Here is a 21,906-nt window from a genome sequence, read left to right on the forward strand (position 1 = left end):
TATGAAAACGGGGAAGCCATTATGGCTTCCCCGTTTTCATGCGAGGCGGCAAGCTTCGTTGACGTCGTTACTTCTGCCTGCCGTTACTTCTGTGCGGGCAAAATTTCCCCGACACATGTGCCGAAGCCCACGCGGTACCCGTCTCCCTGGCACCAGCCGGCGAGCGTCAGTTCGTCGCCGTCTTCGATAAACCCGCGCGTGCCGCCTTCCTTCAATTCCAGCGGATTCTTGCCGTTCCATGTGGACTCGAGCAAGCTGCCGCACGAGTCGGCCGTCGGGCCGCTGATCGTGCCCGAACCCATCAGGTCGCCAACCCGCGTATTGCAGCCCGACACTGTGTGATGTGCGAGCTGTTGCGCCATCGTCCAGTACATGTGCTTGAAGTTGGTCCGCGAGATCGTGGTCGCCTGCTTCGCCGATTGCGGCCGCAATGTCACCTCAAGCGAGATGTCGAATGCGTGCTTGCCGTCGTGGCGCAAATAGGCCAACGGTTGCGGCTCCTGCGTCGGCTGCTCGACGCGGAACGGTTCGAGCGCGTCAAGCGTCACGATCCAGGGCGAGATCGTCGTCGCGAATGTCTTCGCGTTGAACGGACCAAGCGGTACGTATTCCCATTGCTGAATATCCCGCGCGCTCCAGTCGTTCAGCAGCACCATGCCAAAGATGTGCGCTTCGGCATCGGCACAGGCAATCGGCTCGCCGAGTGCATTGCCGCCGCCGATCACAAAACCCGTCTCCAGTTCGATATCCAGCTTGCGGCATGCGCCGAACACGGGACGCTCCTGATCCGGTAGTTTCAACTGGCCGTTAGGACGCCGCACCGGCGTGCCGCTCACCACTACCGACGAGGCGCGTCCGTTGTAACCGATCGGCATCTCCGACCAGTTCGGCAACAGCGCATTCTTCGGATCGCGGAACATCGAGCCAACGTTCGTCGCGTGCTCCTTCGACGAATAGAAATCGGTGTAGCCCGGAATCCGTACGGGCAGATGCAGTTGCGCATCGGCCTGACGCACCAGTGCTTTCGAACGCAAGGCAGCGTCGTCGCGCAAGGTCGCGGTGTCGCGTGCCAGCAGAGTGCTCAACTGGATGCGCACGCTGCGCCACGTATCGCGGCCAAGCGAGATGAAATCGTTGAGCGTGTCGCTCGCAAAAACAGCTTCCTTCGATACCTTCAGCACGCCCGCCGTTTGCAGCGCGGCGAGATCGACGATCTCATCGCCAATCGCTACGCCCACGCGGCGCGTTCCGTTGGTCTTATCGCTGAAAATACCGAACGGCAGGTTCTGGATCGAAAAATCGTTGGTCGAGTCGTTCGCCGACTCGACCCAGCTCTTGCGCGACGGATCGAGCGTCGCTTGAAGATCGCTCAAAGCGTTCATCGTTGCTCCGGGTTGAAGTGTTTCTTGAGACCTTGCCAGCACTCGTAGTAATCCGCCTGCAATTGCGCGGTTTCGAGCGCGAAACGGGTCGGCTTGATCAGCGTGCGCGTTTCAAACATGAAGGCCATCGTGTCGCCGACTTTCTTCGGCATCGACGTGTCGCTATGCGAAGCTTTTTCGAAGGTATCCGCGTCCGGCCCATGACCCGACATGCAGTTGTGCAGACTCGCGCCGCCCGGCACGAAGCCCTCGGCCTTTGCGTCGTACACGCCGTGCACAAGACCCATGAATTCGCTCGCGACGTTGCGATGGAACCAGGGCGGTCGGAACGTATCTTCGGCCGCGAGCCAGCGCGGCGGGAAAATCACGAAGTCGATCGTGTCGACACCCGGCGTATCGCTTTGCGATTGCAGCACCAGGAAAATCGACGGGTCCGGATGGTCGAAGCTGATCGAACCGATCGTGTTGAAACGGCGCAGGTCGTACTTGTACGGCGCGTAATTGCCGTGCCATGCCACGACGTCGAGCGGCGAATGGCCGATGTCCGCGCGCCACAGATTGCCGTTCATCTTGGCGACGAGTTCGAAGTCGCCTTCGCGATCTTCGTAAGCGGCATGCGGCGTGAGGAAGTCGCGCGGGTTGGCGAGGCCGTTCGAGCCGATCGGGCCGAGATCCGGCAGACGCAGCAGCGCGCCGAAGTTCTCACAGATATAGCCACGCGCCGTGCCATCCGGCAGGCTCACCGCGAAGCGCACGCCACGCGGGATCACCGCGATTTCGAACGGCTCGACATCGAGCCTACCCATTTCCGTGGCGATATGCAGGCGGCCTTCCTGCGGCACGATCAGCAATTCACCGTCGGCGCTGTAGAAGAAGCGATCCTTCATCGAGCGGTTCGCCGCGTACAGGTGGATCGCGCAGCCGTTCATCGCTTCGGCTGAACCGTTGCCCGCCATCGTCACCCAGCCGTCGACGAAATCGGTCGGCTCGGTAGGCATCGGCAACGCATCCCAGCGCAACTGGTTCGGCGGCGTCGGGGGCACCTCGGCGAAGTTGGCGACGAGCCGGTCCGAGGGCAGTTGGGTGAACGGCTTATGAACTGCCGCCGGACGAATCCGGTACAGCCACGAACGGCGGTTATGTCCGCGCGGCGCAGTGAATGCGGTACCCGACAGTTGCTCGGCGTACAAGCCATACGCCGCGCGTTGCGGCGAATTGCGGCCTTCGGGCAACGCGCCCGGCAAGGCCTCCGTTGCGAATTCGTTCGCGAAGCCCGACTGATAGCCCGGCTCGATTTCGAGCCGCGAACTGGCGGTATTCGGCGTGCGGGTTTGGGTGTCCATACAAGGTTCTCCGTTGATACTTGATCTGTCGACGTGCGCCATCTGTCTCACGCCGTTTGCGGCTCGGATGGGTTGCCGCGTTGCCGCGTCGCCGCGGCCAGCGCGATCACCAGCAACGCGGAGCACAGCACCGGCACAGCGGCCGCATGAAACAGCGATTCATTCGACCAGTTCAGCGCGATCAGTTGTCCGCCGACCAGCGGCCCGATCACCGACCCGATGCGCCCGATACCCAGGCTCCAGCCGATGCCGGTGGAGCGCAGCGTAGTCGGATAAAAATGGCCGGCCAGCGCGTTGACCGCCGGCTGTCCGCCAACCACGCAGAAGCCGCCCGCGAACACGACAAGCAACAGCCACGGCAGCGCATGCGCCACCGTACCGATAGTGCCGACCGCCAGCGCCGCGCCCGCGAAACACACGAACAGCACGCGCACAAAACCAAAACGCTCGATGAACCAGCCGAGCAACAAGGTGCCGACCACGCCACCGGTTTGCAGGACCGTGCCGACGATCACTGCCGTGCCCGGCGAATAACCGGCATCGCGCATCACCGTGGGCAGCCAGTTCGACAGGAAATAAAGATCGATCAGGTTCATGAAACTGATCGCCCACAAAATCAGTGTGACAGGGCCGCGGCCCGCACGGAACAGTTCGGCGACCGGTGCGCCGCCGTTGCCCTTTTCACGCACGACGACACGCGTGTTCGCATCGATCGGCAGCGTCGGATCGAACTTCGCGAGCCAGCGCAACGCGCGATCGCTGCGCCCTTTGAGGACGAGGAATTGCAGCGACTCCGGCAACGCTGCCAGCATCGCAAACGCAAGCAGCAAGGGCACCGTGCCGCCCACCCAGAACACCGCGCGCCAGCCGTACGCAGGAATCAGCGCGGCGCTGATGAAACCGCCTAACGCCGCGCCCAGGGTGAAGCCACACGACACCAGCATCATGCGCTTGACGCGATGCGCCGGGGTGGAGAACTCGCCGACCAGCGCCATCGCGTTCGGCATGATGCAGCCGAGACCAAGCCCGGTGATGAAGCGCAGTGTGATCAATGCGGGAATCGTCGTGACGAAGGGCGTGGCCAGCATCGACAACGCGAAGAAAAACGTCGTGCCGATCAACACCGGACGCCGGCCGATTCGGTCAGCCAGCACCGACAAGCCCAACGCGCCCAGCAACATGCCGAACAGACTGGCGCTGAACACAGGCCCGAGCGCCGCCTTCGAGACATGCCATTCACCGATCACGCTCGGCGCGACGTAGCCCATCGCTTGCGCGTCGAAGCCGTCGATCACGAGGCACAGCCCGCATAGCGCGAGCAACATCAACTGAAATGCCGGGTGATGCGTTTCGCCGAGCACGCGCTCGACTTCGATCACATTGGCGGCGGCCGCAGCCGGTTTGGCGCTCATTGGGTCGTCCCCTCATCCTGACTGGATTGTCTTGTACCGGCGCGGGCGTGGCCGGCGATCAGGAAACGCGCCCTTTCCCGCCAAGGAAACGACAACGCATACAAGACCGCCATCGCAGCCGCGCTGCAATTTACGTATGGTAAAACTAATTACGGATAGTGAAATTAACGTATACCCTGAAAGTGGGCCGCGAAAGCGCCAGCAGGCCGTGGCGACAAGCGTTCGGCCGATAACGTTATGAGCATTTTGTTCAAGTGCGCGCGGTCCGGACTGCTACCATCAGTGGATGAGGCAACCAGATCGCGTTGCCGAGCGCCTAGCGCTTACCTATCGCCATCCACACGCCTACATGATTCCTCCGACCATCCCTAACCTGATTGCACGCGCCGCCGATCACCCATTTCTCGGCGAACATCTGGCGATGGGAACCGGTGTGCATAGCGAGATCGCGCTAGCGCAGTTCGACGGCATCGAACTCGCCAGTAGTTATGAGCCGATCTTCGATATCAGCGTGCATGCGTTGGCGCAGTCGTTGTCGTCGGGTGCTGAGGGCGTGGACCGTTTTGGCGACGAGCTTGGGTTTCAGGCGGTCACGCATCGTCTCGACAGCGCACCCTTTGATATCTTCGATCCCTTCGAGCGAATCGCGGACGATCAGAAACTGGTCGCGCTCGACCGCATGTCACGCGCGCTGCATGCAATCAATTTCTTCGGTGCGCAGCGCCACGGGCTGCTGTTTCTGCGCGTGCACGAGCGGCTGCTCAAGAGCGTCAAGTACGACCATGGACGGCATTTCTCGACCATATTGGTGTCGTTCGGACTGAACCCGTCGCGGGTGGTGATCGAGTTGCCGGCGGCCGCGGTCGCGCACAAGACCTTCCTCGGCTATCTGACCACGAGCTATCAGCGCTACGGTTTCAAGGTGGCGGGCAATCTGTCGAACGCTGGGCAGATTCTGTCGGTGTCGGAAACGGCGCGGCTCGACTTCATCAAGATGGATGCGGCGATCGCTTTGCGCGATGCCATGGTGAAGCCGCTAGTCGGCTATGCGAGCCGGCTGCGGATTCCGCTGATCTTCAATCGGGTGGTGGATGAACCGCAATTCGTCGCGCTGCAGCAGTACGACGTGCGCTTCGTGCAAGGGCCGCTGTTCACGGCGCACTATCATGATCGGGCGGTGTGATTGGGGTAGCTGCCGGGCGCTTAACCCGCCCGCTTAAGCGGTATCACCCAGGCGACGCGCCAGCGCCTTCAGGCGCGGCGCCACAGTCTCCCGAAACACCTCCTCTCCCATCGACGACGCCGGCCCGCTGCAACTCAGCACCAGCCAGCGGCCTTCGCGCGGCTCGCGAAACGGTACCGCCACCGCATTGACGTCGTCATGCCACGCGCGGAACGAATAGCAGCAGCGTTCCTGCGCGAACGCTTCGATTTCCTTCTCGGCGTCCGCCAGCAACGCAGCGCCCTCTTTGCCCGCGGCCTTCTTAAGCTCCACCAGCAAGGCAGCACGCACATCCAACGGCTGTACCGCCAGATACGCGCGCCCCATTGAACTGGTCAGCATCGACAGTTTCGAACCGGAGGCGAGTCCGAGCGTCAGCGCGGTTTCGCTGCGGATTGTCTCCAGATAAATCATGTCCAGGCCGTCGCGGCATCCGAGCGACACCGCGGCGCCCACTTCGCGTGCGAAGGTACGCATATGCGGGCGCGCAAGTTCAAGCGTGTCGGTACCCGAGAGCAACGCGAAACCGAGCGACAGCACGCCGGCGTCGAGCGCATATTTACCCAGGGTTTCGTCGAGCCGCAGATAGCCGAGCACGGTCAGCGTGTAGGCCAAACGGTTGACCGTTGCCTTCGGCAAACCCGTGCGTTCGACGAAATCGCGATTGCCGAGCATCGTTTCGCCCGGCTTGAACGCGCGCAGCAAGTCCAGCCCACGTGCAAGGGCGACGACGAATTTGCGCTCGTCGAGCGGGTCGGAGAGAGTGGATGTGGGCGTCATGGGGTGATACACTCGGGCGTGGTTTGCAAAACATTGTTCCGCATAGCGGAACTCAAGTCAAGCTCAGATACGGTTTATTCAAGCAAGGAATCAGGAGATACGTCATGGCAGAGGCCGCGCAGTTTCACTGGGAAGACCCGCTGTTGCTGGATCAGCAGCTCACGGAAGACGAACGCATGGTGCGCGACGCCGCCGCCGCTTACTCGCAGGACAAGCTGCAGCCGCGCGTGCTCGAGGCCTTCCGTCACGAGAAGACCGACATCGAAATCTTCCGCGAGATGGGCGAACTCGGCCTGCTCGGCCCGACGATTCCCGAGCAATACGGCGGCCCCGGTCTGAACTACGTGGCGTATGGCCTGATCGCGCGTGAAGTGGAGCGCGTCGATTCCGGCTACCGGTCAATGATGTCGGTGCAGTCGTCGCTCGTCATGGTGCCGATCAACGAATTCGGCTCGGAAGCGCAAAAGCAGAAGTACCTGCCGAAGCTCGCCACCGGCGAATGGATCGGCTGCTTCGGGCTGACCGAACCGAACCACGGCTCCGATCCGGGCAGCATGATCACGCGGGCGAAGAAGGTCGACGGCGGCTATTCGCTATCGGGCGCCAAGATGTGGATCACCAATTCGCCGATTGCTGACGTGTTCGTCGTATGGGCAAAGCTCGAAGAGGACGGCAAGGATTCGATCCGCGGCTTTATTCTCGAGAAAGGCTGGAAGGGGCTGTCGACGCCGACCATCCATAGCAAGGTGGGTCTGCGTGCGTCGATCACCGGCGAGATTGTTCTCGACGAAGTGTTCGTGCCCGAAGAAAACCGCTTCCCCGAAGTCAGCGGCTTGCGCGGTCCGTTCACCTGCCTGAACTCGGCACGCTATGGTATTGCCTGGGGTGCGCTCGGCGCGGCTGAAGCGTGCTGGCACACGGCGCGTCAATACGTGCTGGATCGCAAGCAGTTCGGCCGGCCGCTCGCCGCGAACCAGTTGATCCAGAAGAAGCTCGCCGACATGCAAACCGAAATCACGCTCGGCCTGCAAGGCGTGCTGCGCCTCGGCCGGATGAAGGACGAAGGCACGGCCGCCGTCGAGATCACCTCGATCATGAAGCGCAATTCGTGCGGTAAGGCGCTGGACATCGCACGGCTCGCGCGCGACATGCTCGGCGGCAACGGTATCTCGGACGAGTTCGGCATCGCGCGGCATCTGGTCAATCTGGAAGTCGTGAACACGTATGAAGGTACGCACGACATTCACGCGCTGATTCTCGGGCGAGCACAGACGGGAATTCAGGCGTTTTTCTGATGCGCCAATGGCGGTGATGACGGAGTGTGATCCTGACCGCTGAATAGAAAATCGAAGCGTAGAAAAGGAAAAGGCCGGTTCATCTTTTGAACCGGCCTTTTTCCATTGCGGCACCGCCTTGACGCTAACGGCGCGCTTCGCGACTCATCAGCCGCTTACTTGTTCGGTTGCGGCGTCAGACGCAAGTACGGACGCAGCGCCTTGTAGCCCTTCGGGAATTTCTGGCGGATGACTTCTTCGTCCTTCAACGACGGCACAATCACCACGTCATCACCCTGCTTCCAGTTGCCGGGCGTGGCGACCGAGTGATTGTCGGTGAGTTGCAGCGAGTCGATCACGCGCAGCACTTCATCGAAGTTGCGCCCCGTGCTGGCCGGGTATGTAATGGTCAAACGCACCTTCTTCTTCGGATCGATCACGAACAGCGACCGGACCGTGAACGTTTCATTGGCGTTCGGGTGAATCATGTCATACAGCTCAGAGACCTTGCGGTCCCCGTCAGCGAGAATCGGGAAGCCGACATTGGCGGCTTGCGTCTCGTTGATGTCCTTGATCCACTCCTTGTGCGATTCAGCACTGTCGACCGACAAAGCGATCGTCTTGACATTGCGCTTCTCGAAATCGCCGGCCAGCTTCGCCGTCAGACCCAGCTCGGTCGTGCAGACCGGCGTAAAGTCGGCGGGGTGCGAGAACAGCACGCCCCAACTATCGCCCAGCCATTCGTGGAACTTGATGCGGCCGACACTCGACTCCTGTTCAAAATCCGGTGCGATATCGCCAAGACGTAGACTCATTAAGCAGCTCCTTGATTGTGTTCGGACATTCCGGGTAAGCATTCGCGCGCGACGCCCCGCTGTAGCGCGCCTGGCTAAGCGCCCCTAGCTAGGCGCCCTGGCAAAACTACAGCATACGGGAGTGACAGTACACAACGAACCAACATCGCGTCACTACCTTATGCGTTTTTGTAATTTTCACCAATTTAGTGGAAACTTTGCGGGACAGATCAACTCCATCTTAGACAAGCTTTGCTGCATGGTGCTGCAAAGGTGGAGTTTTTAAGACTTTGCTTCAACCAGGAACGGTTCGTGCGTTCGTTTTCATGAATCGAGCGCTGCGCTCGCCAGCGGCCGTATCTTTGGTTACGATTCACGCGTAGCGTGAGACGAAGGGAGCTGTCAATGTCGGAAGTCAACAAGGAGAGATTGATGTCGGATATCAAAACCGTCCTCGCGGACGCTGAAGATTTGCTGAAACAGGCCGCGAGCGCCACCGGCGAGCGCGCTTCGGAACTGCGTGAAACGGCGCTTTCGCGCCTGAAGCAGGCTAAGGAAAAGGCGGCTGACGTGCAGGTCGTGGTGGTCGAGAAAGGCAAGAAGGCCGCACGCGCCACCGACGATTACGTGCATGAGCATCCGTGGGCATCCATCGGCATCGCCGCGGGCGTCGGTGTACTGCTTGGGCTGTTGATCAACCGCAAGTAACACGGGTGACGCTGCCGGGCAAACCGCGTCCGGCACACCCGCGAATCGAGTTGACCGGCGCACGTCTGGCCGGTCCGCTTCTTTTGGCGCGCGCGTTTTCGCGCGCCGGTTAGGCCTTCACGCGCAACGCCCAAAGCCATGACGATCGAAACACAATCGCAGCACGGCGAACATAGTCCGTTGCGCCGTATCATCGGATCCGTGTTTGCCATGATGCAAACGCGGCTCGAGCTGGTCGGCATCGAACTCGCCGAAGAAAAAGACCGTCTGATCGGCGTGCTGTTCCTCGGCCTCGCGGCCATGATGCTCGCAACAATGGCCCTGATCGCATTGACGGCGCTTATTGCCATCGCGTTCTGGGACACCTATCGATGGCAAGCGCTCGCCTGCATCACGGTGGTTTATGCCATTGCAGGGATCGCCTGTGCGCTGAAAGCGCGCAGCGGTTTGCGCAATGCCCCAATGGTGTTCGAAGCCACCCTTGCCGAGTTCGAAAAAGACCGCGACCTGTTCCGCAAACCGTGATGCGGCAGACGTAACGGGCTCATGGGCGTGCCTCAACGCCCCGCGCCTTCGCAGATACTTCGTCAACACCTCGAGCGATTTGCAGCACAGTTTTACCGCCCCACTTCCACTGCCGCCGACACGCCATGAGCCAAAGCCATTCCGATACCGCCTTTCGCAACCGACGCCCCCAGGCCCGAGATCTGAGTGCGCCGCACCTGCGAGCGCTACGCAAGGAACTGCTCATGGTGCGCGCGGATGTCGAACGCATGGAACTCGCTCAGGCAACCATCCAGTTGCGACAGGCCGTCACGCACTTCAGCTGGCTCAAATTCATTGTGCCGGGCTTCGGTGGTCTGCGCACGGGCAGCGGATCGAAGACGAGCTTTCTCAACGCGAGCAGCATCGGCGCACTCCTCAAACAGTATCCGTTCATCAGTTCGATCGCTTCGCTGCTACTGGCCAAGCCGTTGCGCTCGACCATTGCAGCGGGTGCCAAGCCCGTGCTCAAATGGGGCAGCCTTGCGCTTGTCGGCTGGGAAGCGTATCGAATCTGGCAGCAGATAAAGAAGGATTCCGCCGCGTCCAACCGCGACAAGGAAAGTGCCGTCGATAGCGGGTACTGAAGCGCCGCGCAAGAACGGTTTTTTGGCCTTCCATTGAGTTTCGATTCCTTGGTCGGCTCGTTGCCCGGTACCCCGCCTTAGCTCGTATTCCAGCACTCGCCGCTTGCCGGTGCTGTACTGTTCGCACCGCTTCTATTGCCTCGCAGACCTGTGGCATCCAGGGTGAAGATGCCACAGGCATCGTCGCGCATAGGGCCGATTTCGGTCGGTGCTGCTTCTACCGAATAGCCACCGTTTGCGTCGTCCGCCGGCAGCACCTGCAACCGATAGATTGGCGTGCCGAATTGCGGCGCCTGATCCAGGCCCGGGGGCAACGTCGCGCCGCCATCACTTGCCGCTCCCTCGACGAACTGCACTGCCCGATAAAGGGCGGATGCCGCATCGACCCTATGTGTTCGCACGACATGACTCCGATACGAGGGCACGGCAAACACGACCAGCGTGGCAGCTATCGCCAGCGCGATCATCAGTTCCAACAGCGTGAACGCGGATGGTTGCGGCCTTGTCATGATCCTCCCGTCAAAATGGGCGTGCGGCGACGCGACGCCAATGGCGCTCGATCTGCTCATCTGTGATCACGAGTTCCATCTGCAACCAGACCTGCGACTCGTTGGTCCGGCCAAAACCACGCGAAGTCAGTAAATAGGCTCGGGCATCGGCGCGCGTGCTCAGACGCCACGCTTCGATCAAACATTGCGGCGCGTGCAGCGATCCGGGCCATTGCGCGACAGGCGCGACTGCGCCTGCCTCGAACGCGGCTTCGTGCTTCCATTGCGTGGGCTCACCGGATGTGGGAAACGCCACTGGCTGCGGCTCGAAGCCCGCCGCAGCAACCACGCTCCGGGCACATAGGTTCAGCGCCGAATCCGCAGCATGAAACGCCTGCAAATAGTCGCGCACGTTGTTGGCGCTGCGCGCCGCCGCAAGCGATGTTTCGAACCAGGCCACCGAGGTGGTCAACATCATCGCGGAAATCAGCAGGACGATCGGCAAAACGGTACCGCGATTGCGAACGCGTGATCACGGCGGGTACGGATCAGACGTGCCACATGTTTCGACCCCGCGCGGTGCGTTGCATTGCAAACTCCTCCTGTCACAGAGAATCCTCCGTGTGATTGCGTATCGCCACGCGCCGCCAGAAAGCCTGCCGCGCCCGCATGTCGGCACCAAGCGCGCTCACGCCGTCGCAATCGACATAGCGCACACGCCGCCCTTGCGGAGCGCCGCGGACGAGCACGCAGAGATCGACGGCGACGATCTTTGTCCATTGACCGGCCGTGACCGCCGCCGCATCTATTGCAATCGGCCCGCCGGCTAGCCAGTACTTCAGTCGCACGCGTTCGACGCCTTCGACCAGCGGTTGCGCGGACCCTGCCTTGCCATTGCCTTCGCAGTAAAGTTCCGGCTCGCCCGTCGAACCACTGACCCTGGCAAAGTATCGGTTGACCACCAACACGCCCGCCCCCCGAGTGCCGCACTGGTGCTCGTTACAACCTGACCGAGGCAGTCGGTCGACTGGCCGCTCGCTGACGGCCAGGTCGAAACGTTGTCCCCGACATAACGGACCACTACGCCATCCGAGCGGCTCGGCAACGCCTCGCAGGCCACGCTGTCATCCGCACCGGTCGGGCGGCCGCCCGAACAACCGAATAACGGCGGCGGACTATTGAACCTCGCGACGTCCGCGGGCACGAAGCCGGCCATTTGAAGTTGCTGGCCTATCAACGTCAGCGCGGTCAGGCCGGCTTCGCGGATCCGCATCGCATCGCCCGCGCGCTCGAACACGCTACGCTGAGTTGTATAGAGCGAGACAGCGCCGGCGGTCACCACCAGCCCCAGCGTAATGGCGATCACAAACTCGACCAGCGTATGGCCACGCGCGATAACCCTACGCTGCGTCATTTCGCGAACGCCAGCGCAACGCATGAAGAGCCCGCGGGCACATCCGCGCCACCGCACGACGCGGGCTTGTCGATGACATCGTCGGCGCGCGGCATATCACGCAGTGCCGCCCACGTGACACGCGCGACGGACACCCCGCTGCTTTCCTCTACCGACGCGTCGCCGTGCGGCAACAGTGCCGTTGCACGCGTACGCCATTGTCTGATCGCGGAATCCCCTGTTGAAGGTTCGTGCATCGCTTCGACGACGGAATCGGCTATCCATGCTGCGTGCTCGCGCATTGCCATCGCACGGGCTTCGCGCGCAGTCCACAATTGACCGGCGATCAACCCGAGCGCCGTCACTGCCATCAGGGCAACAGCCAGCATCACTTCAATCAGCGAGCTGCCTCTATGTCTTGTTGTGCGCCTTGCTGGATAGCTGCGCACCCATAGGTTCAACGGGTATAGATTCATGATGCGGCTCCACACGCACCCTCGACAATCCGCGGGCGCCCACCCGCTGCGATGCGAATGCAGCGCCGCCACTTGTCGCCCTGCGTTGCTTTCGACGGCGCGCGCGGCGCAATATCAAAGCTGCGAAAAGTGCCAATCAGCTGCCCTGCCGGCGGCGTAAACGTGAGATTTGTCTGCGTCCCCGAAATGCTGACGGCTGCGAGCAAAGGATGCGCACGCAGTAGCGAGAGCGTGCCACCGCGCTCGGCCAGTACGGCCCAGCCGCACGACCAGTCGGTGACGCCATTGCCGCATGCTTGCCCCGCGGCAAGACAATGGCGCGCCGCGTCGATCCGGCACACCGTGACGCGAGCCCCACGGCGCAACGCTTCGCTGCGCGCATACGCGAGCGTTGAAACAAGCGTTTTCGCGCGTGCGTCGACCTGGTCCCGCAGGTGCCACGCAACGAACGATGGTGTAGCCATCACCACAATCACCGCGAGAAGCGTGACAACGGCCAGTGTTTCGACAAGCGTGAAGCCGCGGTTTGGCTTCAAACGGACTGCATCCCATTTCATCTGCATCCCTGATCGTTTCAAAGAATGCAGCCAATCTAGCGATTCGCAAACGGGTCAACAATCGGCCGAATGGCCAGGTGGCATTCAGACGCTATCCCGCGCAAAAATGCACGCGTGACGAACCATAACGGGAGCGGAGATGCAGATGCGCGAACCTACGCAGCGGACAATAAAAACTGGCGCGCAATCTCAGGCGCGACAGCGATCAGCGCTTGCGGGACGGCTTGGGAGGAGAAGAGGCGCGGCGAAATTCTTCGATCACGTCCTCGAATTCGGAAACGTCTTCGAAGCGCCGGTAGACAGAGGCGAAACGAACATAGGCAATGGTATCGAGGGCACGCAACTCGTTCATCACGAGTTCGCCGAGGCGCTCGCTGCGCACCTCGCGCTCGCCGCTGCCGAGCAGTTGATACTCAATGCGGGCGACTGCCGCGTCGATCGCGTCCGCTGCGACCGGGCGCTTACGCAGCGCCAGTTGCATGCTTGCGACGATCTTGCGGCGATCGAATTCCGTGCGGCTGCCATCCTTCTTGACGACCGACGGCAACGCCAGCTCGACCCGTTCATACGTCGTGAAACGTTTGTCACAGGCCGGGCAACGGCGGCGCCGGCGAATCGTCGCGCCGTCTTCCGACACGCGGGAATCCACAACTTGCGTATCGGCGTGACGGCAGAAGGGACAGTGCATGGCGGCTTAGCGGTAAACCGGGAAGCGCTGGGTCAGCTCGGCGACTTGTGCACGCACACGTTCGATCGTGGCTGCGTCTTCCGGGTTGTCCAGCACGTCGGCGATCAGGTTACCCACCTGCTCCGCTTCCTTGACGCCGAAGCCGCGCGTAGTCATGGCCGGCGAGCCGAGACGCACGCCGCTCGTGACAAACGGCTTTTCCGGGTCGTTCGGAATCGCGTTCTTGTTGACCGTGATGTGTGCGGCGCCGAGCGCAGCTTCCGCGGCCTTGCCGGTGATCTTCTTCGCGCGCAGATCAACCAGCATCACATGGCTTTCGGTGCGGCCCGAGACGATGCGCAGACCACGCTTGACCAGCGTTTCGGCCAGCACGCGCGCGTTCTCGACGACTTGCTGCTGATACGTCTTGAACTCCGGCGACAGGGCTTCCTTGAACGCGACGGCCTTGCCGGCGATCACGTGCATCAGCGGACCACCCTGAATGCCCGGGAAAATTGCCGAATTGATCTGCTTTTCGAACTCGGCTTTCATCAGGATCACGCCGCCGCGCGGGCCGCGCAGGCTCTTGTGCGTCGTGGTGGTGACGAAATCGGCGTGCGGCACCGGATTCGGGTAGACACCCGCGGCGATCAGGCCGGCATAGTGCGCCATGTCGACCATGAAGTACGCGCCAACCGACTTGGCGATCTTCGACAGGCGTTCGAAATCGATACGCAGCGCGAATGCGGAGGCGCCGGCCACGATCAGCTTCGGCTTATGTTCCTGAGCGAGCTTCTCGGCAGCGTCGTAGTCGATGTCTTCGGCTTCGTTCAGACCGTAGCTCACCACATTGAACCACTTGCCCGACATGTTGACCGGCGAACCGTGCGTCAAGTGACCGCCGTGCGCGAGGCTCATGCCCATGATCGTGTCGCCCGGCTTGAGCATGGCGAAGAATACGCCCTGGTTCGCCTGCGAGCCGGAGTTCGGCTGCACGTTGGCGGCTTCAGCGCCGAACAGTTGTTTGACGCGGTCGATCGCCAGTTGCTCGGCGATGTCGACATATTCGCAACCGCCGTAGTAGCGCTTGCCCGGATACCCTTCGGCGTACTTGTTGGTGAGTTGCGAGCCCTGCGCAGCCATCACGGCCGGGCTCGTGTAGTTTTCCGACGCGATCAGCTCGATGTGCTCTTCCTGACGGCGGTTTTCCTGCTCGATGACCTTCCAGAGTTCAGGATCGACGTTGGCGATGGTGCTTTGGGCTCTGTCAAACATACGGATTCCGTTGAGTGTGTTCAGGTTGACCGGATCGTGCGCCGAATCTTGCGTAGAGGGTACGCAGCGCTGCTGGCGGCTGGGCCAGCCCTGACGTGGCGGATAGAGAGTCGCCGCACACGCGAGGCAGGACAGCCACCGCCAGCGCAGATCAATGCGCGCGGATCACGGCTGCCCAGGCGAACGGCAAAACGGCACCCTGCGCTTCACGGTGGGTTGTTCCACCTTGAACCCGATTGCTTGAACCGGTTCTATCGCCAGTCACGCAGGGATGAGCGCGTTAGTTTATTGGAAGAGCATCGAATAGGCAACCGGCTTCCTGCCGGCCCGGCGGGCGCTCACGAAGCCGGTTATGGCGCCGCCACGGCCGACTTGCAAAAGTCTGACAAAAGCTCGCCCGGAACCCGCTCCGCCTCCCTGCCACAACCGCTTGTACGGCTGGTTCATCCTTGCCGCAGCGCCGCATTGGAAGTAGGCTTGGGACCTTTCTCGTTTACCAACCAGGGAACTGCAATGATCGTGTTCGTCACCGGAGCGTCCGCGGGATTCGGCGCCGCTATCGCTCGCGCTTTCGTCAAGGGCGGCCATCGTGTCGTCGCCACCGCGCGCCGTAAGGACCGCCTGCAGGCACTCGCCGACGAACTCGGCGACGCCCTTCTGCCGTATGAGCTCGACGTGCGCGACCGCGCCGCCGTCGAAGCCGTGCCGGCCTCGCTACCCGCCGATTTCGCCGCGCTCGACGTGCTCATCAATAACGCCGGGCTCGCGCTCGGCGTCGAGCCGGCGCAAAAGGCGAATCTCGACGAATGGAACACCATGATCGAGACCAACTGCACGGGCCTCGTGCAGATCACGCACGCCCTCCTGCCCGGCATGGTGGAGCGCAACCGCGGCCACATTTTCAACCTGGGTTCGGCAGCCGGCAGCTGGCCGTATGCGGGCGGCAACGTCTATGGCGCCACCAAGGCGTTCGTGCACCAGTTCAGCCTGAATCTGCGCGCCGATCTGGCCGGTACGGCATTGCGCGTAACCAACGTCGAGCCGGGCCTGTGCGGCGGCACCGAGTTCTCGAACGTGCGTCTCCGCGGCAACGACGAAAAAGCGGCCAAAATGTACGAGAACGTACAACCTCTGACCCCCGAAGATATCGCCGACTCGATCTACTGGATCGCCACACGGCCTGCCCACGTCAACATCAACACGATCGAGCTGATGCCGGTGGCCCAATCGTTCTCCGCTTTGTCGGTTCATCGCGGCTGAAATTGCGGCTGAGGCCCGCCGGGCGGGGCGCACATCTTGAAACAGACCTCGGGGGGTGCGTTCCGGTAAAATGCGCCGCATGAATATGTCGACCCGCCAGCCCGGCACGGAAATCGGCTTCACGTGGCCAATCCGCGTGTACTACGAAGATACCGACGCCGGCGGCATCGTGTTTTACGCGAATTACCTGAAGTTTTTTGAGCGGGCGCGCACCGAATGGCTGCGCGCGTGCGGCGTCGACCAGAACCGGCTGGCCGACGAAGCAGACGCAATCTTCATCGTGCGCAGCACCGCAGTCGACTATCGGGCGCCGGCCCGGCTCGACGACGTCGTCAAAGTCGTCAGCCGAATCGAGCGTCTTGGCCGCGCATCCGTCGATTTTGCGCAGGAAGCGTGGCGGGACGGTACGCTGCTTGCCACCGGTTCCATCCGGGTCGGCTGCGTGGACCGCATTGCACTGCGGCCGGCCGCGATTCCACCACCGGTTCTCGCTGCTTTACGGCGCGGGCCGAGCGTGATCGACCGCGGTCTGTCAACGGACAACGACTGAACCCCGTTGTTACGGGGCCAGTGAACTCATATCGATCTAGCAACACAAAGCATGGTTCGGCTTGCAATATCGCCGATGCTTCCGTTTTGCTCACGGCAAGCTTCGAGTGACCTTGCAGCCGGACGCCCCCTTCCGGGACGTTAAAACGAACCTTTATGAACACTACACAAGATCTTTCGATCATTTCCCTCGTACTCAATGCGAGCCTGCTGGCGCAGGCCGTCATGGCGCTGCTGCTTCTGCTGTCGCTGTTGTCGTGGACTTTCATCTTCCGCAAGTGGTTTGCGATCCGCCGGGCGCGCGCGCAAACTGAACGCTTCGAACGCGATTTCTGGTCGGGCGGCGACCTGCAGGCGCTCTATCAGAGCGCCGCGAACAATCGCCACACGATCGGCGCACTGGAACGGATTTTCGAGTCCGGCATGCGCGAATTCCTGAAGGGCAAGGAAAAGCGCCTGAACGATTCAGGCGCGATTCTCGACGGCGCACGCCGTGCCATGCGCGCCGCATTCCAGCGTGAAATGGACGTGCTCGAGGCCAATCTGGCGTTTCTCGCGTCGGTCGGCTCGGTCAGCCCGTATATCGGTCTGTTCGGCACGGTTTGGGGGATCATGAATGCGTTCCGCGGCCTCGCCAACGTGCAGCAGGCTACGCTTGCGAACGTCGCGCCGGGTATTGCCGAAGCACTGACCGCCACCGCAATCGGCCTGTTCGCCGCGATTCCGGCTGTGGTCGCCTATAACCGCTACGCGCACGATATCGACCGTCTGGCGATCCGCTTCGAGACCTTCATCGAAGAATTCTCGAACATTTTGCAGCGTCAGGCACAGTAAGGAGTCCACGATGGCAGGCTCTTCCTCCAGCATGCGCGGCTCCCGTCAGCGCCGCGCGATGGCCGACATCAACGTCGTGCCGTACATCGACGTGATGCTCGTGCTACTCGTGATCTTCATGGTGACCGCGCCGCTCGTCGCCCCGTCGATCGTTAATCTGCCGACCGTCGGCGGCGCCGCGCCGCAGCAGCAGACTCCGCCGGTGATCGTCAATATTCGCGCCGACGGCAATATGAGCGTCAAATACAAGGACGACGCGGGCGCGCAGCAACAGGAAGACATGACGAAGGCCGACCTGCACGGCTTCATTGCCGACCGCGCGCAATCACATCCCGACCAGCCGGTCGTGATCGCGGCCGACAAGACCGTGCGGTACGAAGTCGTGATGAATGTGATGTCCGAGCTGAAAGCTCAGGGCGTCAAGCGCGTTGGACTGCTCGTCAAATCGCAATGATCCGCAAGAATTCCGAATACCCGCTCCAGCCACCGCGTGAACGCGGCACCGGGCGAGCCTTTGCGTTCGCGCTGGTGATGCATGCGCTGCTCGGATTCTTCCTGTACCACGGCATTCAGTGGCAGAACAGCACGCCGGCCGGCTCGGAAGCCGAACTATGGACCGAGGTGCCCGATACGGCCATCCCGCGCCAGCCTCCGCCGCCGCCCGTACCGGTAGCCCCTGCCCCGCCGTTGCCGGACGAACAGGCCGATATCGCGCTGCAGGAAAAGAAACGCCAGCAACAGGAAGCGGCCCGCCAGGCGCAACTGGCTGAGCAGCAGCGTCAGCAGAAGCTGCAAGCCCAGCAGGAAGCCGAAGCGAAGCGCCAGCAACAACTGGCGGCCGATCAGGCTGCGCAGCTCGCCGCACAAAAAGCAGCGGCGGCCAAGCAGAAGCAGTTGCAACAACAGCAACAGCAGCAGGCCGATAAGCTGAAGCAGCAGCAATTGGCCGAGCAGCAAAAGCAGCAGCAGTTGAAAGAACAACAGCAGCAGGAACAGCAGAAACAGGCCGAAGCTGACGCGCAGAAGAAGGCCGATGCGCAGAAAGCGGCGAAAGCCAAGGCCCAGGCCGATGCGGCGGCGCAGGCAAAGAAGCTGGATGCGGAACGTCGTGCGCGGCTTGCCCAGATGCAAGGTTCGGCGGGAGGCGAAGGCTCGACCGGCAATGGGCTTGCGAAGAGCGGCACGGGTAGCGGCTCGGGCGGTACGTCGACTTCGCCGGGTTACGCCGACAAGGTGCGTCGCGTGGTGCGCCCGAACATCTCGTGGGGCGGCGAAACGGAAGGCCTGGAGACTGTCATCTCCGTGCGCTGCTCGCCGACGGGCACGCTTCTGGACGCGCAGATCTCGCGCAGCAGCGGCAACCCGGCGTGGGACGATGCGGCACTGCGGGCTGTCCAGCGTTCGAATCCGATGCCTCAAGATATCGACGGGAAGACGCCGACCAGCTTCAAGATTACGTTGCGCCCGGCAGGGTGATTGCAGCAGTTTGACAGTCAGTTGACAGCAGACGCCGTGCCCCGCCCAGCGCGGCGCGCCCGGGAACGAATTAGTTGTTTTCGGGTCTCTCTGCTGTCATGAAGTGTTAGTAAAACCGTTTTTGGGGAAACCATTCAGCATGAGTTTGATGACCAAGCTAGGCCTGCGGACACTTGTAGCGTCGTGCCTGATCGCCGTTGGCGGCGCCGCCCACGCGCAACTCAACGTCCTCGTGACGGGCGTCGGGTCCACGCAGTTTCCGATCGCAACGGCGAATTTCGCCAATGAAGCGAACTCGCCGCAGCAGGTCAGCACGATCGTGCGTCAGGACCTGCAACGCAGCGGGAAATTCACAAATATCGACGCGGGCAGCACGCCGGTCTCCGAAACAGACTCCGTCGACCTCGGTAGCTGGAAGGCCAAGGGCGCTAACGCGTTCGTGTCGGGCAGCGTGAATCGCTTGCCGAATGGCCAGTATGAAGTGCGTTTTAAACTGTACGACACCGTCAAGGGCGAAAGCCTGGGTGGCCTCGTGCTGGTGAGCCCGGAAAGCGGGTTACGCATGAGTGCGCACAAAGTCGCGGACTACATCTACGCGAAGCTGATGGGCGGCCGCGGCGTGTTCGCCACGCGCCTCTCGTACGTCATCAAGACCGGCGGCCGTTATCAGTTGCAGATTTCCGATTCGGACGGCCAGGACGCGCACATCGCGCTGTCAAGCCCCGAGCCGATCATCTCGCCGGCATGGTCGCCTGACGGCACCAAGGTGGCCTACGTTTCGTTCGAAAAGAAGAAGCCGATCGTCTATATCCACGACCTGCCTACGGGCCGCCGCGTGATCGTATCGGACCAGAAGGGTAACAACAGTGCGCCGGCGTGGTCGCCGGATGGCCGCACACTGGCCGTCGCGCTTTCGCGCACCGGCAACACGCAGATTTTCGCCGTCAATGCCGACGGCAGCGGCCTGCGTCGCCTGACGCAAGGCACCTCGATCGACACTGAACCGTGCTTCTCTCCTGACGGCCAGTCGATCTATTTCACCAGCGACCGCGGCGGTCAACCGCAGATCTACAAGATGTCAGCACAAGGCGAAAACGCCGGCGCCGCGCAGCGCGTGACCTTCACGGGCAACTACAACACCAGCCCGCGCATCAGCCCGGACGGCAAGCAGCTCGCCTATATCTCGCGTGTCGGCGGCGGCTTCAAGCTGTATATCCAGGACCTGCAAGGCAATACGGCCACGGGCCTGACGGACACCACACATGACGAATCGCCGAGCTTCGCGGCGAACGGTCAGTACATTCTTTACGCCACACAGGTGAACGGCCGTGGCGTGTTGGCCGCAGTATCGACCGATGGTCGCACTCGGCAGGTCCTGTCCGTTCAGGGTGGCAGCGTACGCGAGCCGTCCTGGGGCCCGTTTATGCAGTAACTGTTGATGCAATAACACAAGGAGAGTAACAAAATGATGTCAAAACTTCGTTTCGCATTTGCCGTATTGATGGTCGGTGCGCTGGCTGCATGTCACTCGGGCGTCAAGCTCGACGAAAACGCTAACAAGGGTGGTGCAGTTTCGACGCAACCGAATCCGACTGATGTCACTCAGGTCAACGTCGATCCGCTGAACGACCCGAACAGCCCGCTCGCCAAGCGCAGCATCTACTTCGACTTTGACAGCTACTCGGTCAAGGACGACTACCAATCGCTTCTGCAACAACACGCGCAATACCTGAAGAGCCATCCGGAACGTCACGTCCTGATCCAGGGCAACACCGACGAACGCGGCACCAGCGAGTACAACCTGGCACTCGGCCAGAAGCGTGCTGAAGCTGTGCGCCGTTCGCTGGCGCTGATGGGCGTGGCGGACTCGCAAATGGAAGCCGTGAGCCTCGGCAAGGAAAAGCCGCAAGCGACCGGTCATGACGAATCGTCGTGGGCACAAAACCGCCGCGCCGACCTCGTGTACCAACAGTAAGTAACAGGTGATGAGCCGAATGACGCATCGTTTCTCCTGGCTGCGGTTTGCCGCAGCGGCCTGCGTCGCGGGCACGGCCTTCGCGGCTGTGCCCGCGCATGCGGGCATCTTCGACGACGATCAGGCCCGCCAGGCCATTCTCGATCTGCGTTCGAAGACCGATAGCCTGTCGAGCCAACTGTCGGCCGCACAGCGCACGATCCTCGATCAGTCCAACCGCCTCGATCAGCTGAATCAGCAGGTTGCGACGTTGCGTGGGCAGAACGAGGATATGGGCAACCAACTCTCCACGCTGCAAAAACAGCAGAAGGACTACTACACCGATCTGGACACACGGCTGAAGAAATTCGAGCCGCAGCAACAGACGGTGGACGGCGTCCAGGGCGAGGTGCAGCCGGGTGAAACCGATTCGTTCAACGCGGCTTCACAGTTGTTCCGCAACGGCGACTTCAAGAATGCGGCAACGGCGTTCCGCAGCTTCATCTCCAAGTATCCGAACAGCCCTTACCAGCCGACCGCGCAGTACTGGCTAGGCAACGCGCTGTATGCGCTGCGGGATTACAAGGGCTCGACGGCGACCTGGCAAGGTGTGGTGAAGAACTACCCGCAGCATCCGCGCGCACCGGAAGCGCTGCTCGCAATTGCGAATAATCAGCTCGAGCAAGGTCAGAAGGCTGCGGCCAAGAAGACGCTGGAGCAGATCGTCGCGCAGTACAGCGGCTCGGACGTCGCGCAGTCGGCTCAGAGCAAGCTGTCGCAGATCAAGTAGTCGTAGAAAGTTTAGCTGTTGACGTAACGCGCAGTGGCTGCGCAGTCTCCAAATCAATGGCCACGCGCGCCTCTCGCTGGAAAGCCCGGGGTAGTGATACCCCGGGCTTTTCACTATCTGAAGTACGGATAGCTCGACCAAC

General features: G+C 61.7%; 24 protein-coding genes, 1 pseudogene and 1 riboswitch. Of the genes and pseudogenes, 13 read left to right on the top strand and 12 right to left on the bottom strand.

The annotated features are described in order from the left end of the window. Window positions 1-83: 83 nt before the first annotated feature. Genes fahA through PQQ96_RS37620 form a run of 3 tightly spaced genes read right to left on the bottom strand, consistent with a single transcriptional unit; the run spans window position 84 to window position 4,137 of the window. Window positions 84-1,382 carry a fumarylacetoacetase gene (gene fahA, locus PQQ96_RS37610; protein ID WP_408301840.1) on the bottom strand — a complete coding sequence of 433 codons (1,299 nt, stop codon included), beginning with the start codon at window positions 1,380-1,382 and terminating at the stop codon, window positions 84-86. Beyond that, complete coding sequence (gene hmgA / locus PQQ96_RS37615) at window positions 1,379-2,725, bottom strand: homogentisate 1,2-dioxygenase (protein ID WP_408301841.1); 1,347 nt, start codon at window positions 2,723-2,725, stop codon at window positions 1,379-1,381. Before hmgA ends, fahA begins: the two co-directional genes overlap by 4 nt. Before the next feature lie 47 nt (window positions 2,726-2,772). Beyond that, window positions 2,773-4,137, bottom strand: a complete 1,365-nt coding sequence (locus PQQ96_RS37620; RefSeq protein WP_408301843.1) for an MFS transporter — start codon at window positions 4,135-4,137, stop codon at window positions 2,773-2,775. A gap of 349 nt (window positions 4,138-4,486) precedes the next feature. Here PQQ96_RS37620 and PQQ96_RS37625 point away from each other — a divergent pair, with 349 nt between their 5' ends. Next, window positions 4,487-5,320: a diguanylate phosphodiesterase gene (locus tag PQQ96_RS37625; RefSeq protein WP_408301845.1), complete on the top strand. Its 834-nt coding sequence runs from the start codon at window positions 4,487-4,489 to the stop codon at window positions 5,318-5,320. Between the two features lie 33 nt (window positions 5,321-5,353). Here PQQ96_RS37625 and PQQ96_RS37630 read toward each other — a convergent pair whose 3' ends face one another. Then, the gene (locus PQQ96_RS37630; RefSeq protein WP_408301847.1) at window positions 5,354-6,139 is read right to left on the bottom strand and encodes an IclR family transcriptional regulator; all 786 of its coding nucleotides are present in this window, start codon (window positions 6,137-6,139) and stop codon (window positions 5,354-5,356) included. A gap of 104 nt (window positions 6,140-6,243) precedes the next feature. On the opposite strand from PQQ96_RS37630, the gene PQQ96_RS37635 reads away from it, so the two are divergent. Then, on the top strand, window positions 6,244-7,434 hold the full coding sequence (locus PQQ96_RS37635) for an acyl-CoA dehydrogenase (RefSeq protein WP_408301848.1): 1,191 nt from the start codon (window positions 6,244-6,246) through the stop codon (window positions 7,432-7,434). A gap of 155 nt (window positions 7,435-7,589) precedes the next feature. Here PQQ96_RS37635 and PQQ96_RS37640 read toward each other — a convergent pair whose 3' ends face one another. Continuing rightward, entirely contained in the window at window positions 7,590-8,228 is a 639-nt protein-coding gene (locus PQQ96_RS37640; RefSeq protein ID WP_408301851.1) for a peroxiredoxin, read from the bottom strand. 384 nt (window positions 8,229-8,612) lie between these two features. Between PQQ96_RS37640 and PQQ96_RS37645 the strand changes: the two genes are divergently transcribed. From PQQ96_RS37645 to PQQ96_RS37655, 3 genes are all read left to right on the top strand, one after another. Next, window positions 8,613-8,915, top strand: coding sequence for an ElaB/YgaM/YqjD family protein (locus PQQ96_RS37645; protein ID WP_074285332.1), 303 nt, complete (start codon window positions 8,613-8,615; stop codon window positions 8,913-8,915). 138 nt (window positions 8,916-9,053) lie between these two features. After that, on the top strand, window positions 9,054-9,440 hold the full coding sequence (locus PQQ96_RS37650; RefSeq protein ID WP_408301853.1) for a phage holin family protein: 387 nt from the start codon (window positions 9,054-9,056) through the stop codon (window positions 9,438-9,440). A 125-nt stretch (window positions 9,441-9,565) separates the two neighbouring features. Further along, a complete protein-coding gene (locus tag PQQ96_RS37655; protein ID WP_408301855.1) occupies window positions 9,566-10,045 on the top strand; it encodes a DUF3318 domain-containing protein in 480 nt (159 codons plus the stop codon). Window positions 10,046-10,122: 77 nt separating this feature from the next. Here the strand turns inward: PQQ96_RS37655 and PQQ96_RS37660 are convergent, their stop codons facing one another. From PQQ96_RS37660 to glyA, 7 genes and pseudogenes are all read right to left on the bottom strand, one after another. After that, window positions 10,123-10,554 carry a type IV pilin protein gene (locus PQQ96_RS37660; RefSeq protein WP_408301857.1) on the bottom strand — a complete coding sequence of 144 codons (432 nt, stop codon included), beginning with the start codon at window positions 10,552-10,554 and terminating at the stop codon, window positions 10,123-10,125. Between the two features lie 10 nt (window positions 10,555-10,564). Then, a complete protein-coding gene (locus tag PQQ96_RS37665; RefSeq protein WP_408301859.1) occupies window positions 10,565-11,038 on the bottom strand; it encodes a pilus assembly PilX family protein in 474 nt (157 codons plus the stop codon). Window positions 11,039-11,138: 100 nt separating this feature from the next. Beyond that, window positions 11,139-11,947 (bottom strand): annotated as a pseudogene (locus PQQ96_RS37670) (PilW family protein). Then, window positions 11,944-12,402 carry a type IV pilus modification PilV family protein gene (locus PQQ96_RS37675; protein ID WP_408301861.1) on the bottom strand — a complete coding sequence of 153 codons (459 nt, stop codon included), beginning with the start codon at window positions 12,400-12,402 and terminating at the stop codon, window positions 11,944-11,946. The pseudogene PQQ96_RS37670 and the gene PQQ96_RS37675 overlap by 4 nt, the downstream one beginning before the upstream one ends. Further along, window positions 12,399-12,965: a GspH/FimT family pseudopilin gene (locus PQQ96_RS37680; RefSeq protein ID WP_408301862.1), complete on the bottom strand. Its 567-nt coding sequence runs from the start codon at window positions 12,963-12,965 to the stop codon at window positions 12,399-12,401. The genes PQQ96_RS37675 and PQQ96_RS37680 overlap by 4 nt, the downstream gene beginning before the upstream one ends. A 199-nt stretch (window positions 12,966-13,164) precedes the next feature. Next, complete coding sequence (nrdR, locus tag PQQ96_RS37685) at window positions 13,165-13,647, bottom strand: transcriptional regulator NrdR (protein ID WP_027799387.1); 483 nt, start codon at window positions 13,645-13,647, stop codon at window positions 13,165-13,167. A gap of 6 nt (window positions 13,648-13,653) precedes the next feature. Then, window positions 13,654-14,901: a serine hydroxymethyltransferase gene (glyA, locus tag PQQ96_RS37690; RefSeq protein ID WP_408301864.1), complete on the bottom strand. Its 1,248-nt coding sequence runs from the start codon at window positions 14,899-14,901 to the stop codon at window positions 13,654-13,656. A 166-nt stretch (window positions 14,902-15,067) separates the two neighbouring features. Then, window positions 15,068-15,176: riboswitch (ZMP/ZTP riboswitch) on the bottom strand. Between the two features lie 238 nt (window positions 15,177-15,414). Here glyA and ydfG point away from each other — a divergent pair. The 8 genes from ydfG to ybgF all read left to right on the top strand — a co-directional run bounded on the left by ydfG (window position 15,415) and on the right by ybgF (window position 21,764). Then, window positions 15,415-16,161 carry a bifunctional NADP-dependent 3-hydroxy acid dehydrogenase/3-hydroxypropionate dehydrogenase YdfG gene (gene ydfG, locus PQQ96_RS37695; protein WP_408301866.1) on the top strand — a complete coding sequence of 249 codons (747 nt, stop codon included), beginning with the start codon at window positions 15,415-15,417 and terminating at the stop codon, window positions 16,159-16,161. 70 nt (window positions 16,162-16,231) lie between these two features. Further along, window positions 16,232-16,711 carry a tol-pal system-associated acyl-CoA thioesterase gene (ybgC, locus tag PQQ96_RS37700; RefSeq protein WP_408301875.1) on the top strand — a complete coding sequence of 160 codons (480 nt, stop codon included), beginning with the start codon at window positions 16,232-16,234 and terminating at the stop codon, window positions 16,709-16,711. 155 nt (window positions 16,712-16,866) lie between these two features. Then, a complete protein-coding gene (tolQ, locus tag PQQ96_RS37705) occupies window positions 16,867-17,544 on the top strand; it encodes a protein TolQ (RefSeq protein ID WP_074285341.1) in 678 nt (225 codons plus the stop codon). 10 nt (window positions 17,545-17,554) lie between these two features. Beyond that, window positions 17,555-17,998: a protein TolR gene (gene tolR, locus PQQ96_RS37710; protein ID WP_074285342.1), complete on the top strand. Its 444-nt coding sequence runs from the start codon at window positions 17,555-17,557 to the stop codon at window positions 17,996-17,998. After that, window positions 17,995-19,020 carry a cell envelope integrity protein TolA gene (gene tolA, locus PQQ96_RS37715; RefSeq protein WP_408301869.1) on the top strand — a complete coding sequence of 342 codons (1,026 nt, stop codon included), beginning with the start codon at window positions 17,995-17,997 and terminating at the stop codon, window positions 19,018-19,020. Before tolR ends, tolA begins: the two co-directional genes overlap by 4 nt. Window positions 19,021-19,159: 139 nt before the next feature. Continuing rightward, window positions 19,160-20,452: a Tol-Pal system beta propeller repeat protein TolB gene (gene tolB / locus PQQ96_RS37720; RefSeq protein WP_408301871.1), complete on the top strand. Its 1,293-nt coding sequence runs from the start codon at window positions 19,160-19,162 to the stop codon at window positions 20,450-20,452. 33 nt (window positions 20,453-20,485) lie between these two features. Further along, the gene (pal, locus tag PQQ96_RS37725) at window positions 20,486-20,995 is read left to right on the top strand and encodes a peptidoglycan-associated lipoprotein Pal (protein WP_408301873.1); all 510 of its coding nucleotides are present in this window, start codon (window positions 20,486-20,488) and stop codon (window positions 20,993-20,995) included. Between the two features lie 19 nt (window positions 20,996-21,014). Then, on the top strand, window positions 21,015-21,764 hold the full coding sequence (ybgF, locus tag PQQ96_RS37730; protein WP_408301876.1) for a tol-pal system protein YbgF: 750 nt from the start codon (window positions 21,015-21,017) through the stop codon (window positions 21,762-21,764). Window positions 21,765-21,906 lie beyond the last annotated feature (142 nt).

The organism is Paraburkholderia sediminicola, from assembly GCF_046027825.1.
GTDB classification, from domain to species: Bacteria; Pseudomonadota; Gammaproteobacteria; order Burkholderiales; family Burkholderiaceae; genus Paraburkholderia; species Paraburkholderia sediminicola_D.

What these genes read in the sequence shown, in the direction of transcription:
- fahA (WP_408301840.1), bottom strand. Translation starts at nt 1,382, where the DNA reads ATGAACGCTTTGAGCGATCTTCAAGCGACGCTCGATCCGTCGCGCAAG.
- hmgA (WP_408301841.1), bottom strand. Translation starts at nt 2,725, where the DNA reads ATGGACACCCAAACCCGCACGCCGAATACCGCCAGTTCGCGGCTCGAA.
- PQQ96_RS37620 (WP_408301843.1), bottom strand. Translation starts at nt 4,137, where the DNA reads ATGAGCGCCAAACCGGCTGCGGCCGCCGCCAATGTGATCGAAGTCGAG.
- PQQ96_RS37625 (WP_408301845.1), top strand. Translation starts at nt 4,487, where the DNA reads ATGATTCCTCCGACCATCCCTAACCTGATTGCACGCGCCGCCGATCAC.
- PQQ96_RS37630 (WP_408301847.1), bottom strand. Translation starts at nt 6,139, where the DNA reads ATGACGCCCACATCCACTCTCTCCGACCCGCTCGACGAGCGCAAATTC.
- PQQ96_RS37635 (WP_408301848.1), top strand. Translation starts at nt 6,244, where the DNA reads ATGGCAGAGGCCGCGCAGTTTCACTGGGAAGACCCGCTGTTGCTGGAT.
- PQQ96_RS37640 (WP_408301851.1), bottom strand. Translation starts at nt 8,228, where the DNA reads ATGAGTCTACGTCTTGGCGATATCGCACCGGATTTTGAACAGGAGTCG.
- PQQ96_RS37645 (WP_074285332.1), top strand. Translation starts at nt 8,613, where the DNA reads ATGTCGGAAGTCAACAAGGAGAGATTGATGTCGGATATCAAAACCGTC.
- PQQ96_RS37650 (WP_408301853.1), top strand. Translation starts at nt 9,054, where the DNA reads ATGACGATCGAAACACAATCGCAGCACGGCGAACATAGTCCGTTGCGC.
- PQQ96_RS37655 (WP_408301855.1), top strand. Translation starts at nt 9,566, where the DNA reads ATGAGCCAAAGCCATTCCGATACCGCCTTTCGCAACCGACGCCCCCAG.
- PQQ96_RS37660 (WP_408301857.1), bottom strand. Translation starts at nt 10,554, where the DNA reads ATGACAAGGCCGCAACCATCCGCGTTCACGCTGTTGGAACTGATGATC.
- PQQ96_RS37675 (WP_408301861.1), bottom strand. Translation starts at nt 12,402, where the DNA reads ATGAATCTATACCCGTTGAACCTATGGGTGCGCAGCTATCCAGCAAGG.
- PQQ96_RS37680 (WP_408301862.1), bottom strand. Translation starts at nt 12,965, where the DNA reads ATGCAGATGAAATGGGATGCAGTCCGTTTGAAGCCAAACCGCGGCTTC.
- nrdR (WP_027799387.1), bottom strand. Translation starts at nt 13,647, where the DNA reads ATGCACTGTCCCTTCTGCCGTCACGCCGATACGCAAGTTGTGGATTCC.
- glyA (WP_408301864.1), bottom strand. Translation starts at nt 14,901, where the DNA reads ATGTTTGACAGAGCCCAAAGCACCATCGCCAACGTCGATCCTGAACTC.
- ydfG (WP_408301866.1), top strand. Translation starts at nt 15,415, where the DNA reads ATGATCGTGTTCGTCACCGGAGCGTCCGCGGGATTCGGCGCCGCTATC.
- ybgC (WP_408301875.1), top strand. Translation starts at nt 16,232, where the DNA reads ATGCGCCGCATGAATATGTCGACCCGCCAGCCCGGCACGGAAATCGGC.
- tolQ (WP_074285341.1), top strand. Translation starts at nt 16,867, where the DNA reads ATGAACACTACACAAGATCTTTCGATCATTTCCCTCGTACTCAATGCG.
- tolR (WP_074285342.1), top strand. Translation starts at nt 17,555, where the DNA reads ATGGCAGGCTCTTCCTCCAGCATGCGCGGCTCCCGTCAGCGCCGCGCG.
- tolA (WP_408301869.1), top strand. Translation starts at nt 17,995, where the DNA reads ATGATCCGCAAGAATTCCGAATACCCGCTCCAGCCACCGCGTGAACGC.
- tolB (WP_408301871.1), top strand. Translation starts at nt 19,160, where the DNA reads ATGAGTTTGATGACCAAGCTAGGCCTGCGGACACTTGTAGCGTCGTGC.
- pal (WP_408301873.1), top strand. Translation starts at nt 20,486, where the DNA reads ATGATGTCAAAACTTCGTTTCGCATTTGCCGTATTGATGGTCGGTGCG.
- ybgF (WP_408301876.1), top strand. Translation starts at nt 21,015, where the DNA reads ATGACGCATCGTTTCTCCTGGCTGCGGTTTGCCGCAGCGGCCTGCGTC.